Annotated in this window: 16 protein-coding genes and 1 tRNA gene; 7 read left to right on the top strand and 10 right to left on the bottom strand. The window is 60.2% G+C overall.

Annotation, left to right across the window (positions count from 1 at the left end):
- Positions 1-95: 95 nt before the first annotated feature.
- Positions 96-2153, bottom strand: coding sequence for a methyl-accepting chemotaxis protein (locus AC1RR7_RS29130; RefSeq protein ID WP_273537708.1), 2058 nt, complete (start codon positions 2151-2153; stop codon positions 96-98).
- Between the two features lie 333 nt (positions 2154-2486).
- Between AC1RR7_RS29130 and AC1RR7_RS29125 the strand changes: the two genes are divergently transcribed.
- Entirely contained in the window at positions 2487-3704 is a 1218-nt protein-coding gene (locus AC1RR7_RS29125; protein WP_096822726.1) for an MFS transporter, read from the top strand.
- A gap of 63 nt (positions 3705-3767) precedes the next feature.
- Here the strand turns inward: AC1RR7_RS29125 and ychF are convergent, their stop codons facing one another.
- The 8 genes from ychF to AC1RR7_RS29085 all read right to left on the bottom strand — a co-directional run bounded on the left by ychF (position 3768) and on the right by AC1RR7_RS29085 (position 10688).
- On the bottom strand, positions 3768-4868 hold the full coding sequence (ychF, locus tag AC1RR7_RS29120) for a redox-regulated ATPase YchF (protein WP_096822727.1): 1101 nt from the start codon (positions 4866-4868) through the stop codon (positions 3768-3770).
- Between the two features lie 22 nt (positions 4869-4890).
- Positions 4891-5475, bottom strand: coding sequence for an aminoacyl-tRNA hydrolase (pth, locus tag AC1RR7_RS29115; RefSeq protein ID WP_007951726.1), 585 nt, complete (start codon positions 5473-5475; stop codon positions 4891-4893).
- 171 nt (positions 5476-5646) lie between these two features.
- Positions 5647-6246, bottom strand: a complete 600-nt coding sequence (locus AC1RR7_RS29110) for a 50S ribosomal protein L25/general stress protein Ctc (protein WP_102621216.1) — start codon at positions 6244-6246, stop codon at positions 5647-5649.
- 141 nt (positions 6247-6387) lie between these two features.
- Positions 6388-7329, bottom strand: a complete 942-nt coding sequence (locus AC1RR7_RS29105) for a ribose-phosphate pyrophosphokinase (protein ID WP_003171603.1) — start codon at positions 7327-7329, stop codon at positions 6388-6390.
- A 47-nt stretch (positions 7330-7376) separates the two neighbouring features.
- Positions 7377-7451 (bottom strand) — tRNA-Gln (locus tag AC1RR7_RS29100).
- A 37-nt stretch (positions 7452-7488) separates the two neighbouring features.
- A complete protein-coding gene (ispE, locus tag AC1RR7_RS29095) occupies positions 7489-8340 on the bottom strand; it encodes a 4-(cytidine 5'-diphospho)-2-C-methyl-D-erythritol kinase (RefSeq protein WP_493158874.1) in 852 nt (283 codons plus the stop codon).
- A 2-nt stretch (positions 8341-8342) separates the two neighbouring features.
- Positions 8343-8960 carry a lipoprotein insertase outer membrane protein LolB gene (gene lolB, locus AC1RR7_RS29090; protein ID WP_096822732.1) on the bottom strand — a complete coding sequence of 206 codons (618 nt, stop codon included), beginning with the start codon at positions 8958-8960 and terminating at the stop codon, positions 8343-8345.
- A 3-nt stretch (positions 8961-8963) separates the two neighbouring features.
- Positions 8964-10688, bottom strand: coding sequence for a tetratricopeptide repeat protein (locus AC1RR7_RS29085; protein WP_102621217.1), 1725 nt, complete (start codon positions 10686-10688; stop codon positions 8964-8966).
- Positions 10689-10870: 182 nt separating this feature from the next.
- On the opposite strand from AC1RR7_RS29085, the gene hemA reads away from it, so the two are divergent.
- The 6 genes from hemA (at position 10871) to AC1RR7_RS29055 (ending at position 16228) form a co-directional block, all read left to right on the top strand.
- A complete protein-coding gene (gene hemA / locus AC1RR7_RS29080) occupies positions 10871-12157 on the top strand; it encodes a glutamyl-tRNA reductase (protein ID WP_007951716.1) in 1287 nt (428 codons plus the stop codon).
- The gene (gene prfA, locus AC1RR7_RS29075; protein ID WP_096822736.1) at positions 12154-13236 is read left to right on the top strand and encodes a peptide chain release factor 1; all 1083 of its coding nucleotides are present in this window, start codon (positions 12154-12156) and stop codon (positions 13234-13236) included. Before hemA ends, prfA begins: the two co-directional genes overlap by 4 nt.
- Positions 13237-14067, top strand: coding sequence for a peptide chain release factor N(5)-glutamine methyltransferase (gene prmC / locus AC1RR7_RS29070; RefSeq protein WP_273540365.1), 831 nt, complete (start codon positions 13237-13239; stop codon positions 14065-14067).
- Positions 14061-14816, top strand: coding sequence for a molybdopterin-synthase adenylyltransferase MoeB (locus tag AC1RR7_RS29065; RefSeq protein ID WP_096822740.1), 756 nt, complete (start codon positions 14061-14063; stop codon positions 14814-14816). Before prmC ends, AC1RR7_RS29065 begins: the two co-directional genes overlap by 7 nt.
- Entirely contained in the window at positions 14809-15600 is a 792-nt protein-coding gene (gene murI, locus AC1RR7_RS29060) for a glutamate racemase (protein ID WP_102621219.1), read from the top strand. The genes AC1RR7_RS29065 and murI overlap by 8 nt, the downstream gene beginning before the upstream one ends.
- A 109-nt stretch (positions 15601-15709) precedes the next feature.
- Positions 15710-16228: an acyloxyacyl hydrolase gene (locus AC1RR7_RS29055; RefSeq protein WP_102621220.1), complete on the top strand. Its 519-nt coding sequence runs from the start codon at positions 15710-15712 to the stop codon at positions 16226-16228.
- Positions 16229-16268: 40 nt separating this feature from the next.
- Here AC1RR7_RS29055 and AC1RR7_RS29050 read toward each other — a convergent pair whose 3' ends face one another.
- Entirely contained in the window at positions 16269-16574 is a 306-nt protein-coding gene (locus AC1RR7_RS29050; protein WP_096822743.1) for a YkgJ family cysteine cluster protein, read from the bottom strand.
- Positions 16575-16602: the final 28 nt, after the last annotated feature.

Below are 16602 nucleotides of genomic sequence, written 5' to 3'. Positions count from 1 at the left end.
CTGAAATGGAAAAGCGTCAAGCGTAAATTTAAAATATTTCTTCTTATTTTCAACCGCTTATCCTCCCGCACCGAAAAACGGGGCGGGGAGGGCTTTCATCGCAGCTGAAATCTCCCGGTATTCGCACTCAAGGCGTGGCTGCCCTGACTCAAGGTGTCCGCCGCGAGGTTCACGGCCCGGGCACCTTCGAGCAGACGAACCGCCGCTTGATCGACCTGCTGGATATTGCCGCTGACTTCATCGGCGGTGCTCGCCTGTTCCTCGACCGCCGTGGCGATTTGCGCGAGGGTGTCGGTGACGCTCTGCACGGCGCTGGCGATTTCTCCCAGGCGTTCGCCCAATCCGGTGACGGCTTCGGCATCCGATTGCGCCTGGCCGCACGCGGCTTCCATCAGGCTTACCGCTTCATTCACCGTCGCACGCAAGCTGTCGACGGTGCCGGCGATCTGCGCGGTGGACGATTGCGTGCGTTGCGAGAGGCTGCGCACCTCGTCGGCCACCACAGCAAAACCGCGACCCTGTTCACCGGCACGAGCGGCCTCGATGGCGGCGTTGAGCGCCAGCAGGTTGGTTTGCTCGGCGACGCCACGAATGGTATCGACCACCAGTTGAATCTGCTGCCCCTGTTCGCTGACCCGGCCTAGCGCGGCAGCGGTCTCATTCAGGCGCTGGTTGAGCTGTTGAATGCTCGCTGTGGTGCGCTGGCTGTCGCGGCTGCTGTCGGCGGCGATGCGGCGGGTGTGCTGGGCGCTGCCGGAGGCCTGTTCACAACTCTGCGCGACGCCCTGGGAGGTCGCCGCCAATTGCGTGGCTGCTGCGGCGATCTGGCTGATCTGCAATTGCTGCGCTTCGACTTCGCTGAGAGCGCCACTGGAGTGATCGTTGAGGCTGCGCACTGCGTTGCTCAGTTGCGAAGTCTCGTGATCGACACCCAGCAGGCTGTTGCGTAGTTGCACCACGGCCACGTTGAGCGCGGTGCTGATCGACGCCAGTTCATCTCGGCCCACGACCGGCACTTGCAGGCTCAGATTGCCGTCGCGCAAGGCTTCGGCGAGCACCGTAATGCCGCTGGCACTACGGCGGATCGAGGCTTGCAGGCAGACGAACAGATACAGCGCTGCCAGCAGCAGACAACCGAAGACCGTCGCCACAACGATGAACTGACGAATCGCGGAGCCGTGGTAGTCGTCCAGACGCTGATCCAGCGACACCAGCGATTGCTGGCGCAGCGTGGCGAGGTTGCCGAGCAGGGCATCGAGGCTGCGCTCGAAGTCTTCCGGTTTGAGATTGATACTGCCGCCGAAGACGCCGTCATCCAGCACTTTCAACCCGGCATCCAGCTGCTTGAGGCTGTCGTGGTATTGCCCGGCCCAGCCTTGCAGGGCCGACGGGAGACGCGCTTCGAGCAGGCCTGCAGTTTTTACAAGCTGCTCGCGAGCATCGCCGATACGACTGCGCAGATCACGCAGTTGCAGGCGGCTTTGCAGGGTGAACTGCCCGGACACCACAGACGCCTGGCCCACGGCTGCCAGTCGGCCGACCCGTTCGATCAGGTCCGGTGCATGTTGAGTGGAAATCTGTGTCAGCAGATAGGTTTCCAGCCATGGCGCGAGGATCAGGCGATTGTCCATCGCGATTTGTTCGCGCAACGCTTGCAGGGCACTGAGGGCGTTGGTGAAGCGATCGTAACCGTCCGGCCACCAGCCGACGCCGGCCAGACTCTTGGAGTCCAGACCACCGAGTGCGGTTTGCAGGGCCTGATAGCGAGCCAATGTTTCACCTTCCGCGCCTTCGGCTTTCAACGCATTACCCAGATCCAGTGTGGCTTGGGCGACGGCAGGTTGCACGCCGTCGAATGCGGCCATGGCGGCGAGGGTCGCGGGCGTCGGCTGGCGGTTGGTTTCCGTGGCACGCCAGCGGGCGGCGCGGTCGCGCTGGGCGGCGAGCAGATTGTCGAGTGCATCGAGGGCGAGCAACTGACGCACACCGGCACGTTCGCCGGAAATCAGGTTGAGTTTGTCGCGATAGTCCTGGCCGATCATCAACAGGCTACCGGCCAACGGCAGAATGAACAGCAGAAACAACAACTGGAATTTATGCGCGAAGCCAAACCGCCCCAGCAATTTGATCCCCGGTGATAAGAAAGCCTGCATGCCCCATGACTCCTCTGGACACCACGCACCATTGGCGTGCATCGCGTTCGTTGCGAGCGCGATCAGTGCCCTGCTAAAAGGCTTCGAAAGTCCACTCTCGTCCGCTCTGTAGGCAGACTCTGTAGCAAAACTTCCCATTCTCGATCCCCTTTGTAAGGGGGCCGCGTTCAAGCGGAGAAGCAAGGCAAGAATCAGACCATGGCTTTGCGCTATCACTTGCGTTGCGATGAATGAATAGTTCGTTAGCTGGCTAAGGGGATGGCGCTGGCGCACCGAAAAATGGCACATTGACGCACCTGCCCGTGTGCACCCATCTGCTGTACGGAAACTCCCATGGCTATCAGCAACGTTCAGACCGCCGCTGCGTCGGCGTCCGCTCCTCCACAAAGCAGTCCTCTGGTGATGCGCATCATCGGCGCGGTGGCGCTGGCGCATTTGATCAACGACCTGATCCAGTCAGTGCTGCCATCGATCTATCCGATGCTCAAGGCCAACTACGGCTTGACCTTCACCCAGGTCGGCCTGATCACCCTGACGTTCCAATTGACCGCTTCGCTGTTGCAACCGTGGGTCGGTTACCACACTGACCGGCACCCGAAACCGTGGCTGTTGCCGGCCGGTTCCGTGTGTACGTTGATCGGTATTGTGATGATGTCGATGGTCGGCAGTTTCCCGCTGATTCTGCTGGCTGCGGCGCTGATCGGCATCGGTTCGTCAACCTTCCACCCCGAAGCTTCTCGTATCGCGCGGCTGGCGTCGGGCGGGCGCTTCGGTCTGGCGCAATCGACTTTCCAGGTCGGTGGTAACGCCGGTTCGGCTTTCGGGCCGTTGCTGGCGGCGGCAATCATCATTCCATTTGGGCAGGGCAATGTGGCGTGGTTCGGGCTGTTCGCCGTGTTTGCGCTGTTCGTGCTGTACCGCATCAGCCGTTGGTACGCTCATCACCTGAACCTGTTCAAGCTCAAGGCTGGCCAGGCGGCGACTCACGGGTTGTCGAAGGGCAGGGTGACCAGCGCGCTGGTGGTGCTTGGATTGCTGGTGTTCTCCAAGTATTTCTACATGGCCAGCCTGACCAGTTACTTCACCTTTTACCTGATCGAGAAGTTCGACCTGTCGGTGGCCAGTTCGCAGTTGCACCTGTTTCTGTTTCTTGGCGCGGTGGCGGCGGGGACATTCTTCGGCGGGCCGATTGGCGACAAGATCGGGCGCAAGGCGGTGATCTGGTTCTCGATCCTTGGCGTTGCGCCATTCACGCTGCTCATGCCGCATGTCGACCTGTTTTGGACCACTGTTCTGAGCGTGGTGATCGGCTTCATCCTCGCTTCGGCGTTCTCGGCGATTGTGGTGTACGCGCAGGAACTGGTGCCGGGCAACGTCGGAATGATTGCCGGCGTGTTCTTCGGGTTGATGTTCGGCTTTGGCGGGATTGGTGCGGCGTTGCTCGGGCATCTCGCGGACATTCACGGCATCGAGTACGTGTACTTCCTGTGCTCGTTCCTGCCGTTGTTCGGGGTGCTGGCGATCTTTCTGCCAAGAACCAAAAAAGTCTGACGGGCTGAATTTCAGGCACAAAAAAGCCGCGTATCAAACGCGGCTTTTTCTTGAGTGCAGCTTTTACACGTTGAAGCGGAAGTGCATCACGTCGCCGTCCTTGACGATGTAATCCTTGCCTTCCAGGCGCCATTTACCGGCTTCCTTGGTGCCCGCTTCGCCCTTGTACTGGATGAAGTCGTTGTAGGCGATCACTTCGGCGCGGATGAAGCCTTTCTCGAAGTCGGTGTGGATCACGCCAGCAGCTTGTGGTGCGGTGGCACCGACGCGGACGGTCCAGGCGCGGACTTCTTCGACACCGGCGGTGAAGTAGGTCTGCAGGTGCAGCATTTCGTAGCCGGCGCGGATCACACGGTTCAGGCCAGGCTCTTCCAGGCCCAGGGCCTCGAGGAACATGTCTTTCTCTTCACCGTCGTCCAGCTCGGCGATTTCCGCTTCGATCTTGTTGCAGACCGGAACGACCATGGCGCCTTCTTCTTCGGCGATGGCCTTGACCACGTCCAGGTGCGGGTTGTTCTCGAAACCGTCTTCAGCGACGTTGGCGATGTACATGACCGGCTTGGTGGTCAGCAGGTGGAAGCCTTTGATCACCGCTTTCTCATCGGCGCTCATGTTCTTCATCAGGCTGCGCGCAGGCTTGGCTTCTGTGAAGTGAGCGATCAGTTGCTCCAGCAGGGCTTTCTGAACGACTGCGTCCTTGTCACCGCCCTTGGCATTGCGCGCGACTTTCTGCAGTTGCTTCTCGCAGCTGTCGAGGTCGGCGAAGATCAGTTCCAGGTCGATGATTTCGATGTCGCGTTTCGGGTCGACGCTGTTGGAAACGTGGATCACGTTTTCGTCTTCGAAGCAGCGCACGACGTGAGCGATCGCGTCGGTTTCACGGATGTTGGCCAGGAACTTGTTACCCAGGCCTTCACCTTTCGAGGCGCCGGCTACCAGGCCTGCGATGTCGACGAATTCCATGGTGGTCGGCAGGATGCGCTTCGGGTTGACGATGGCCGCCAAGGCGTCCAGACGCGGATCCGGCATCGGCACGATGCCGCTGTTCGGCTCGATGGTGCAGAAGGGGAAGTTCTCGGCCGCGATCCCGGATTTGGTCAGGGCGTTGAACAGGGTGGACTTGCCGACGTTAGGCAGGCCGACGATGCCGCAATTGAATCCCATGGTGTTTCCCCTCGGATAAGAGTCAGGCCTTCTGGCTGTGCAGGTTTTTCATCGCACGGTTCCATTCACCGGCGAGGATATCCGGCAGCACGCCGAGGGCAAAGTCGATGCTGGCATCGAGTTTTTCCTGTTCGGCGCGTGGCGCACGACCCAGGACGAAATTTGAAACCATACTGGCGACGCCCGGGTGGCCGATGCCAAGCCGCAGGCGGTGGAACGTATTCTGATTGCCCAATTGCGCAATGATGTCGCGCAATCCGTTGTGACCGCCATGGCCGCCGCCGACTTTGAGTTTGGCGACGCCCGGAGGCAGATCGAGTTCGTCGTGCGCCACCAGGATTTCTTCAGGCTTGATGCGGAAGAAACCGGCGAGTGCCGCCACGGCCTGGCCGCTGCGGTTCATGTAGGTGGTGGGAATCAGCAGACGAACATCCTGACCCTGATGCGAAAACCGCCCGGTCAGGCCGAAATACTTGCGATCGGCCACGAGATTCACATTCTGTGCGTGGGCGATGCGCTCAACAAAAAGGGCCCCTGCGTTATGCCGGGTCTGTTCGTATTCAGCGCCTGGATTTCCCAGGCCAACGATCAGTTTGATGGCAGTCACGATAGGGGCCCTTCCTTGGAGTGGTGGATAACATCGCCGCGATCAGGGAAGGCGGCGAAAGTGGACGAAAAATGCTCATTTACCATGGATGTAAACTCCGCGTTCTCGCCCGCTTTCTCGCTACGTTCCAGTCCGCGATGTTACCTGCTCACTCCGGCTTCACAGAGTGAATTACTCTGCTGCGCCTTCGGTAGCTTCTGGAGCAACACGTGGAGCGTGGACGTTGGCAACAGCCAGGTCGTTACCGTGAGCCAGAGCAACGAACTCAACGCCTTTAGGGGCTTTGATGTTCGACAGGTGAATGATCGAACCGATTTCAGCGTCAGCCAGGTCGACTTCGATGAACTCAGGCAGATCTTTTGGCAGGCAGGAAACTTCGATCTCGGCAACAACGTGCGAGATTTCGCCGCCTTTCTTCACTGGAGCAGCTTCGTTGATGAAGTGCACAGGAACGATAGCGGTCAGTTTCTGGCCAGCTACAACGCGTACGAAGTCAGCGTGCATCACGTGGCCTTTGGCCGGGTGACGTTGCAGAGCTTTGATGATCACGTTTTGCTTGGTGCCACCAACGTTCAGCTCGATGATGTGGCTGTAAGCCGCTTCGTTTTCGAGCAGTTTGGCAACTTCTTTGGCCAGCATGCTGATGGATTCAGGGGCTTTGTCGCCACCGTAAACAACAGCTGGAACCAGGGCGGCGAGACGACGCAGGCGGCGGCTCGCACCTTTCCCCAGGTCGGAACGCGCTTCAGCATTCAGAGTAAAATCGTTCATTTTGTATCTCCAAAATAGCCATGACCGAGTGGCGTTTGCGACCAGCGCCGAACACGGTATGGGCAAAAAAGCCCCGCCCCGGCAGGAATGCCGGGGCGGGGCGCTTTTCGTCAACGAGACATTTCGAGAAGGGCAGGGCCCTTAACGGAACATCGCGCTGATCGATTCTTCATTGCTGATGCGGCGAACCGCTTCGGCAACAACCGGTGCGATATCCAGTTGACGGATACGTGCACAGGCTTGTGCTGCAGCGGACAGCGGGATGGTGTTAGTGACCACCAGCTCGTCCAGCACGGAATTTTCGATATTCTCGATGGCCCGACCCGACAGCACAGGGTGTGTGCAGTAGGCAAAGACCTTGGCTGCGCCATGCTCTTTCAGGGCCTTGGCCGCGTGGCACAGAGTGCCGGCGGTATCGACCATGTCATCGACCAGAATGCAGGTGCGCCCTTCGACATCACCGATGATATGCATCACTTCAGAGTGATTGGCTTTCTCACGGCGTTTGTCGATGATCCCGAGATCCACGCCCAGGGACTTGGCAACGGCACGTGCACGCACGACGCCACCAATGTCCGGGGACACGATCATCAGGTTCTCGAAGCGCTGATCTTCGATGTCATCCACCAGAACCGGGGAGCCGTAGATGTTATCTACCGGAATATCGAAGAAACCCTGAATCTGGTCAGCATGCAGATCAACCGTGAGAACACGGTCGATGCCGACTACGGTAAGCATGTCAGCGACGACTTTCGCGCTGATAGCCACACGTGCGGAACGCGGACGGCGATCCTGACGGGCATAACCAAAATAAGGAATAACAGCAGTGATACGAGTAGCCGAGGAGCGGCGGAAGGCGTCAGCCATCACTACCAGTTCCATCAGGTTATCGTTGGTCGGAGCGCAAGTCGGCTGAATAATGAAAACGTCTTTACCGCGAACGTTTTCATTGATCTCGGCTGTAATTTCGCCGTCGGAGAATTTACCGACAGAGATGTCACCGAGAGGGATATGCAGCTGACGTACAACACGCCGAGCCAGATCGGGGTTAGCGTTCCCCGTAAAGACCATCATCTTGGACACGCGCAGTACCTGAAGGCTGAGGGTATACCTGGATGAGTATAGGAAAATGGCAGGGGCGGCTGGATTCGAACCAACGCATGGCAGGATCAAAACCTGCTGCCTTACCGCTTGGCGACGCCCCTGTATCTGTTGCTTGCAAGTGCCGGGCACTTGGTTCCTTTAGAGCAGACTTTGCAGCTTGCGATGCAACATCGAAACGTTGCTTCCTTTCGCTACAAACCCTGTAAGGGTCTCTGTCAGAAGGGCCGAGACTTTATCAGCTTCAGCTTTGCTTGGGAAGCCCCCAAACACACAACTTCCAGTTCCGGTGAGTTTTGCTTCGGTAAAATTACCTAACAAATTCAATGCGTTACGTACTTCTGGATAACGCCTTGCTACCACCGGCAAGCAGTCATTTCGACTGTTTCCCTCGGGAACGGGGCGCACTTTAATGGGCGGCGTGTTACGTGTCAACAACGGATCTGAAAAAATTTCTGCCGTACTAACAGAGACTTGCGGAACGAGCACGACATACCACGGTTCGACAGGCTCGACAGGGGTCAGTTTCTCGCCGACACCTTCGGCGAAAGCCGCGTGCCCGCGCACGAAAACCGGGACGTCGGCACCCAGGCTCAGGCCCAGTGTTGCCAGCCGATCTTCATCCCAGCCCAACTGCCACAGATGATTGAGGCCGAGCAGCGTGGTCGCCGCATTCGAGCTGCCGCCACCGATGCCACCGCCCATCGGCAGGATCTTGTCGATCCAGATATCGATACCGAGGGCGCAACCGGATTGTTCCTGAAGTCTTTTCGCCGCCCGCACGATCAGGTTGCTGTCGTGGGGCACGCCGTCGAATTCGGTGTGCAGGCGAATCACGCCATCGTCGCGCACGGCGAAGGTGATTTCGTCGCCGTAGTCGAGGAACTGAAAAATCGTCTGCAACTCGTGATAGCCGTCTTCACGGCGACCGAGAATGTGCAGCATCAGGTTGAGTTTGGCCGGAGAAGGCAGCGTCAGGTGTGGAGCGGTCATGCTTATTGCCCCAATTTACGCGGTTGCCAGGTCTTGATGACCAGCGTCACGTCCAGATCGGTGCCGTGCAGTTTGATCCGCTCGGGCAACCAGTAACCATTTTGTTCGGCATAACCCAGGTATTCGACCTGCCAGCCGTCCTGCTCCAGATTGGCCAGGCGACTGTCGCCATCGAGGGTCAGGCGGCTCTTGCTGGCCGGAGCCGGCAGGCCGCGAACCCACCAGGCCAGGTTCGATACCGGCAATTTCCAGCCGAGCTGTTCTTCCAGCAGGACTTCCGGGGACTGCGCGTCATAGCGGCCCTGGTTGGCGACTTCCAGCGAGACTTTGCCCGGGCGACCGGTCAACCGCGCAGCGCCGCGACCCAGCGGGCCGGACAGACGGATGTCGTAATAATCCTGGCGCTGCAGCCAGAACAGCGTGCCGCTGCCCGAGTCTTTCGGGGCGCGGATACCGATCTTGCCGTCGATCTGCCAGCCATCGAGGCCGGTCAGTTGCTGTTTGTTAGCGGCCCATTGTGCCGGGCTGCCATGGCCCTCGACCGATTCGCGAGCGCCAAAACCCGCGCAACCGGCGAGCAGGGCGATGAAGCTGAAAACAATAACGTGGCGCAAAAACATGAGTTAAAGAGTCTCGGATCCGGTCAGGCGCTTGATGGTGCTGCGCAGAATGGTGCTGTCGGGCTGATCCTTGAGGAACTTGCCCCAGATTTGTTTCGCTTCGCGCTGATTGCCCTTGGTCCACAGGACTTCGCCCAGGTGAGCGGCGACTTCGTGATCGGGGAAGCGCTCGAGGGCCTGGCGCAGGTACTTCTCGGCGTCATCCAGGTTGCCCATGCGGAAATTCACCCAGCCGAGGCTGTCGAGTACCGCCGGGTCTTCCGGATTGATCTGGTGGGCCTGCTCGATCAGCGCCTTGGCTTCGGCGTAGCGGGTGGTGCGGTCGGACAGGGTGTAGCCGAGGGCATTGAGGGCCATGGCATTGTCCGGGTCACGCTTGATGATCAGGCGCAGGTCTTTTTCCATCTGTGCCAGGTCGTTGCGTTTTTCCGCCTGCATTGCCCGGGTGTAGAGCAGATTCAGATCATCCGGGTATTGCAGCAACGCCTGTTGCAGGATTTTCCAGGCCTTGTCGCCCTGATTGTTCGCGGACAGGGTCTCGGCCTCGATCAGGTACAACTGGATCGCGTAATCCGGCTGCGCATCACGTTCGGCGGCCAGCTTGCTCTGGGCTTCGGCGGTCTTGCCGTTGTTCATCAGAATATCGGCCTGACGCAGTTGCGCCGGCAGATAGTCGTTGCCGGGGCCGACCTGGGCGTACTCGATCAGCGCGCCTTGCGGGTCGTTGCGTTCTTCGGCGATGCGGCCCAGGTTCAGGTGCGCGGAATCGACATGGCTTTCGCGGGCGATCAGGTCTTCCAGGTAACCCTTGGCCTCGTCCCAGGCCTTGGCTTCCAGGCAGACCAGTGCCAGCGAATAACGCAGTTCGTCGTCTTCCGGGTATTGCTGGACCAGGGTCGAGAACTCGACCTTGGCGTCGTCCATCCGGTCCTGTTCCACCAGCATCCGCGCGTAAGTCAGGCGCAGGCGCTTGTCGTCCGGGTACTTCTTGATGTTTTTCTGCAGCAGCGGCAGGGCCTCGTCGCCACGGTTCAGCCCTTGCAACAGGCGGGCGCGCAGCAGGATCGGGGCGATTTCGCCGTCGTCCGGCGGATTGTCTTCAAGCAGGGTCAGCGCACCTTTGGTGTCGCCATCCTGCTGCATCAGCAAGGCCTTGCCGAAAATCAGCTGATTGTTGTGCGGGTGACGCTGCAACAGACGGTCGAAACTTTTCATCAGACCGTTGCGGGTTTCCTGATCGGTGTCGGCGGCCGACAGCGCGAGGAAGTCGAAATGGGTGTCGCCCTTGCCCTGCAGGACTTTCTCCATATAGACCATCGAGTCGTCATAGCGCCCGGCGCGAGCCAGTTGCACGGCGGCGGCGCGTTGCGCTTCGAGGTCATCTGGGGCGTTTTTTGCCCAGATCAATGCGGTATCCAGCGCCGGTTGATCCGCGCCCAGGTACTCGGCAATGCGGAACGCCCGCTCGGAAACACCCGGATCCTGGGTGTTGATGGCCTGGGTCACGTAGTTGTCCAGGGCAATGTCGAAACGATTGCGCTGGCCGGCGAGTTCGGCACTCAGCAGGCTGAACACCGTTTCCTCGCTGAACGAGCTGTAAACCTTGGGCTTTTCAGGGGCTGGCGTGGTGTCTTCGACCGATGAGGTGCCATCGTGCGAAACGGGGGCCAAGGCCTGGCAGCCGCTGAGGAAGACAAAAGCAAGGAGCAACGCGGAAGATCTATTCATATAGGAAGAGGACGACTAACCTGCGGTCGGATCATCATGACACAAGCCTTCGGCCAAACATAACCGAGTCTCGATTGTGGCCATTATAGGGGCGGACAATTGGGACAATAGTCAGCGGTAGTTGTTCTGAATCTGACGAAGTAGGACAATTGCCGGCTTCACGTCACCATCAGCGACCTTGAATGGCCTTCCTTGCACTCGGTATCAACCACAAGACTGCTTCAGTAGACGTCCGCGAGCGCGTGGCCTTTACCCCTGAGCAGCTGGTGGAGGCCTTGCAGCAGCTCTGCCGGCTCACCGACAGCCGCGAAGCTGCGATCCTTTCCACCTGCAATCGCAGTGAACTGTATATAGAACAGGATCAGCTTTCGGCCGATATCGTGCTGCGCTGGCTGGCCGACTATCACCATTTAAGCCTCGATGAGCTGCGCGCGAGTGCTTATGTGCACGAAGATGATGCGGCAGTTCGTCACATGATGCGGGTCGCCTCCGGGCTCGATTCGCTGGTGCTGGGCGAACCGCAGATCCTCGGCCAGATGAAATCGGCCTACGCCGTGGCTCGCGAGGCCGGCACGATCGGGCCGTTGCTGGGCCGGTTGTTTCAGGCAACGTTCAACGCTGCCAAGCAAGTGCGCACCGACACCGCCATCGGCGAGAACCCGGTGTCCGTGGCGTTTGCCGCCGTCAGCCTGGCCAAACAGATTTTCAGCGACCTGCAACGCAGTCAGGCCCTGCTGATCGGCGCCGGCGAGACCATCACCCTGGTCGCTCGCCATCTGCATGAGCTGGGGGTCAAGCGTATTGTGGTGGCCAACCGCACGCTGGAGCGCGCCAGCCTGCTGGCCGAACAGTTCGGCGCCCACGCGGTGCTGCTCTCGGACATCCCGGCCGAACTGGTGCGCAGCGACATCGTCATCAGTTCCACCGCCAGTCAGTTGCCGATCCTCGGCAAGGGCGCGGTGGAAAGTGCGCTGAAGCTGCGCAAGCACAAGCCGATCTTCATGGTCGACATCGCCGTTCCCCGTGACATCGAGCCAGAAGTCGGCGAACTCGACGACGTTTACCTCTATAGCGTCGACGATCTGCACGAAGTGGTCGCCGAAAACCTCAAGAGCCGCCAGGGCGCAGCGCAAGCGGCCGAAGAGATGGTTTCGGTCGGTGCCGACGATTTCATGGTGCGCCTGCGTGAACTGGCGGCGGTCGATGTGCTCAAGGCCTATCGTCAACAGAGCGAACGCCTGCGCGACGAAGAGCTGCAAAAGGCCCTGCGCCTGCTGGCCAACGGCGGCAACGCCGAAGACGTGCTGGGCCAGTTGGCCCGTGGCCTGACCAATAAACTCCTGCACGCCCCGAGCGTACAGTTGAAAAAGCTTTCTGCCGAAGGCCGCCTCGATGCGCTGGCCATGGCCCAGGAACTCTTTGCCCTCGAGGGCTCACCGGATAGCTTTTCGGATAAAAAACCGCAATGAAAGCGTCACTGCTCAATAAGCTGGATATCCTCCAGGACCGTTTCGAGGAACTGACGGCGCTGCTCGGCGACGCCGAAGTCATTTCCGACCAGACCAAATTCCGCGCCTATTCCAAGGAATACGCCGAAGTCGAGCCGGTCGTCGAAGCCTATAAACAGCTGCTCAAGGCCCAGGCCGACCTGGAAGGCGCCCAGGCGCTGCTCAAGGACGGCGACCCGGACATGCGTGAAATGGCAGTGGAAGAAGTCCGCGAAACCAAAGAGCAACTCATCGAACTGGAAGCCACTTTGCAGCGCATGCTGCTGCCTAAGGATCCGAACGACGGGCGCAACGTGTTCCTCGAAATCCGCGCCGGCACCGGTGGTGACGAGGCGGCGATCTTCTCTGGCGACCTGTTCCGCATGTATTCGCGTTACGCCGAGCGGCGTGGCTGGCGGGTGGAAATCCTCTCGGAGAACGAGGGGGAGCACGGCGGCTACAAAGAAGTCATCGCTCGGGTTGAAGGCGACAACGTCTACGGCAAGTTGAAGTTCGAGTCCGGTGCCCACCGCGTGCAGCGTGTGCCGGCCACCGAATCCCAGGGCCGGATCCACACCTCGGCCTGCACCGTGGCCGTGTTGCCGGAGCCGGACGAGCAGGAAGCGATCGAGATCAACCCGGCGGACTTGCGCGTCGACACCTACCGTTCCTCCGGGGCCGGTGGTCAGCACGTCAACAAGACCGACTCGGCGATCCGTATCACCCACTTGCCGACCGGCATCGTGGTCGAGTGCCAGGAAGAGCGTTCTCAGCACAAGAACCGTGCACGGGCGATGGCCTGGCTGTCGGCCAAGCTCAACGACCAGCAGACCGCAGCGGCGGCCAACGCCATCGCCAGTGAGCGTAAATTGCTGGTGGGTTCCGGTGACCGCTCCGAACGCATCCGCACCTACAACTTTGCCCAGGGCCGGGTCACTGACCATCGCGTCAACCTGACCCTGTATTCCCTCGACGAAATCCTCGCCGGTGGCGTCGAAGCGGTGATCGAGCCGTTGTTGGCCGAATACCAGGCCGACCAACTTGCAGCGATAGGTGAATAAATGACCATCATCGCCAGCCTGTTGCGCGCCGCCGAACTGCCGGACTCGCCCACCGCGCGCCTGGACGCCGAACTGCTCCTTGCCGCGGCGCTGGGCAAGTCGCGCAGTTTTCTTCACACCTGGCCCGAGCGCATCGTGCCGAGCGAAGCCGTGTTGGTCTTCGCCGAATATCTGCAGCGTCGTCGCAGCGGTGAACCGGTGGCCTACATTCTTGGCCAGCAGGGTTTCTGGAAGCTCGATCTGGAAGTCGCGCCGCACACGTTGATCCCGCGTCCGGACACCGAATTGCTGGTGGAGGCCGCACTGGAATTGCTCCCGGCGACCCCGGCCAAAGTGCTCGACCTCGGCACCGGCAGCGGCGCAATTGCGCTCGCTCTGGCCAGCGAGCGCCCGGCGTGGAACGTCACCGCCGTGGATCGTGTGCTGGAAGCCGTGGCCCTGGCCGAACGCAACCGTCAGCGCCTGCACCTGAACAACGCCACGGTGATGAGCAGCCACTGGTTCAGTGCCCTCGAAGGCAAGCGTTTCGAGCTGATCATCAGCAACCCGCCGTATATCCGCGCCGCCGATCCGCATCTGGTCGAAGGCGATGTGCGTTTCGAACCGGAAAGCGCGCTGGTGGCCGGCGTCGACGGGCTCGACGATATACGCCTGATCATTGCCCAGGCGCCGGCACATCTGGAGGCCGGTGGCTGGCTGATGCTCGAACACGGCTATGATCAAGCCGAAGCCGTGCGCGATCTGCTGCTGACGCAAGGTTTCGAAGAAGTCCACAGCCGCACCGATCTGGGCGGCCATCAACGGATCAGCCTGGGGCGCCTGCCGTGCTGAATGATCAGGAATTGTTGCGCTACAGTCGGCAGATCCTGCTGCAACACATCGACATCGATGGCCAGTTGAAGCTCAAGGACAGCCGTGTCCTGATCGTCGGCCTCGGCGGTCTCGGCGCACCGGTGGCCTTGTACCTGGCGGCGGCGGGTGTCGGCGAGTTGCATCTGGCGGATTTCGACACGGTCGACCTGACCAACCTGCAACGCCAGATCATCCACGACACCGACAGCGTCGGCATGACCAAGGTCGACTCGGCGCTCAAGCGCCTGAGCGCGATCAACCCTGAAATTCAACTGGTGCCCCATCGCCAGGCGCTGGACGAGGACTCCCTCGCTGCTGCCGTGCTTGCGGTGGACCTGGTGCTCGACTGTTCGGACAATTTCTCCACTCGCGAAGCAGTCAACGCTGCGTGTGTGGCTGCGCGCAAACCGCTGGTCAGCGGCGCGGCGATCCGCCTCGAAGGGCAGCTCTCGGTGTTCGACCCGCGTCGTGCCGAAAGTCCGTGCTACCACTGCCTGTACGGTCACGGCAGCGAAGCCGAACTGACCTGCAGCGAGGCCGGCGTGGTCGGTCCTCTGGTTGGCCTGGTCGGCAGCCTGCAAGCGCTGGAGGCGTTGAAGTTGCTGGCAGGATTTGGCGAGCCACTGGTGGGTCGTCTGCTGTTGATCGATGCACTGGGCTCGCGCTTCCGTGAACTGCGGGTCAAGCGTGATCCGGGGTGCAGCGTCTGTGGTTCGCACCATGCGTGAGGCGCCGATCGCCGTATTCGACTCCGGCGTCGGCGGTCTGTCGGTGCTGGCGGAAATCCAGCAGTTGCTGCCCAATGAATCGCTGCTGTACCTCGGCGATTGCGGCCACATTCCTTATGGCGAGAAAACCCCGGAGTTCATTCGCGAGCGTTGCAGCGTGATGGCCGGCTTTTTCCGCGAGCAGGGCGCCAAGGCACTGGTGATCGCTTGCAACACCGCGACCGTGGCCGGCGTCGCTGACCTGCGGCGTGATTTCCCCGACTGGCCGATTGTCGGCATGGAGCCGGCAGTCAAACCGGCTGCTGCCGCCACTCGCAGCGGAGTAGTCGGCGTACTCGCCACCACCGGCACCTTGCAGAGCGCGAAGTTCGCGGCACTGCTTGATCGTTTTGCCACCGATATTCGGGTCATTACCCAACCCTGCCCGGGACTGGTCGAGCGGATCGAAAACGGCGACCTGCACAGCGACGCGCTGCGCCAGTTACTTCACCGCTATGTTGAACCACTGCTGGGCGCAGGCTGCGACACGATCATTCTCGGCTGCACCCACTATCCGTTTCTCAAGCCGATGCTCAAGGCGATGCTCCCCGACGACATCAGCCTGATCGACACCGGCGCCGCCGTGGCCCGGCAACTTCAGCGTCTGTTGGCCGAGCGCGAACTGCTCGCCGAGGGCCCGAACCACCCCGCGAAATTCTGGACCAGTGCCGATCCGCAATCCCTGAAAAACATCCTGCCGTTGCTGGGACAATTGCCCGGCGATGTGCAAAGCTTCGGTTTGTAAAAAAGTTGCGTCATAACTGAAAAATCAGCTGAACTTCTGTTCAAACGCCGATTTCTATAGCGTCAAGCAAACTAAAAACCATACGACCGTTCGGAAAAGGATGTTTCAAGTGAAGCGACTATTCTGCTTGGCCGCGATTGCGGCCGCACTGATGGGGCAAAGTTTTACCGCGCAAGCCGCGGGTGTGGAATTCGGGGTTGGGGCCACCAGCGATTCAACGATGACGTATCGCCTGGGGATGAATTTCGACTGGGACAAGAGCTGGCTGCAAAGCGATGTCGGTCGTCTGACCGGTTACTGGAGTGGCGCCTACACCTACTGGGAAGGTGACAAGGGCTCCAGCAACAACAGCCTGTCGTTCTCGCCGGTGTTTGTTTACGAGTTTTCCGGCGAGTCGATCAAGCCGTACGTCGAGGCCGGCATCGGCGCTGCGGTGTTTTCCAACACCGAGTACGAAGGCAACAAGATCGGCCAGGCCTTCCAGTTCGAAGACCGCTTCGGTTTCGGCCTGCGTTTCCATGGCGGGCACGAGGTGGGGATTCGCGCGACTCACTATTCCAACGCCGGCATGTCGAGCAACAACGACGGGGTAGAAAGCTACTCGTTGCATTACACGATGCCGTTGTAACACCCATGAAAAAGGAGCGCCCGGCGCTCCTTTTTTGTATTCAGCGATACGCCGTGGCAATCCCCTGGCGTTCGTCGATGCATTCCGGGGCGCCCATTTCGAATTCGCGGCAGATCAGCGGGCGTTTTTCGTAGATCGTGCACATCATCGTGTCGCGATCCAGTGCCGCGCACCAGCCGTCGTCCAGGCGCAACATCACTTCACCACCCCAATCATCGGTATCGATATAGCGCTCGGGCACGCCGGTGTCGGTGATCAGCATGACTTCGAGCTGGCAGCAGCAGGCCGCGCAGGTCGAACAGGTGACTGCGGGCTCGTCGATTGGCTGGAGGGGAATGGTTTTCATGGGCGCCAGTGTACGGCAGTGGCCGATG

This window comes from Pseudomonas sp. GW821-FHT11G12, from assembly GCF_058808055.1.
Note: the sequence above shows the minus strand (reverse complement) of the source record. Positions and strands in the feature narration are given on the sequence as shown.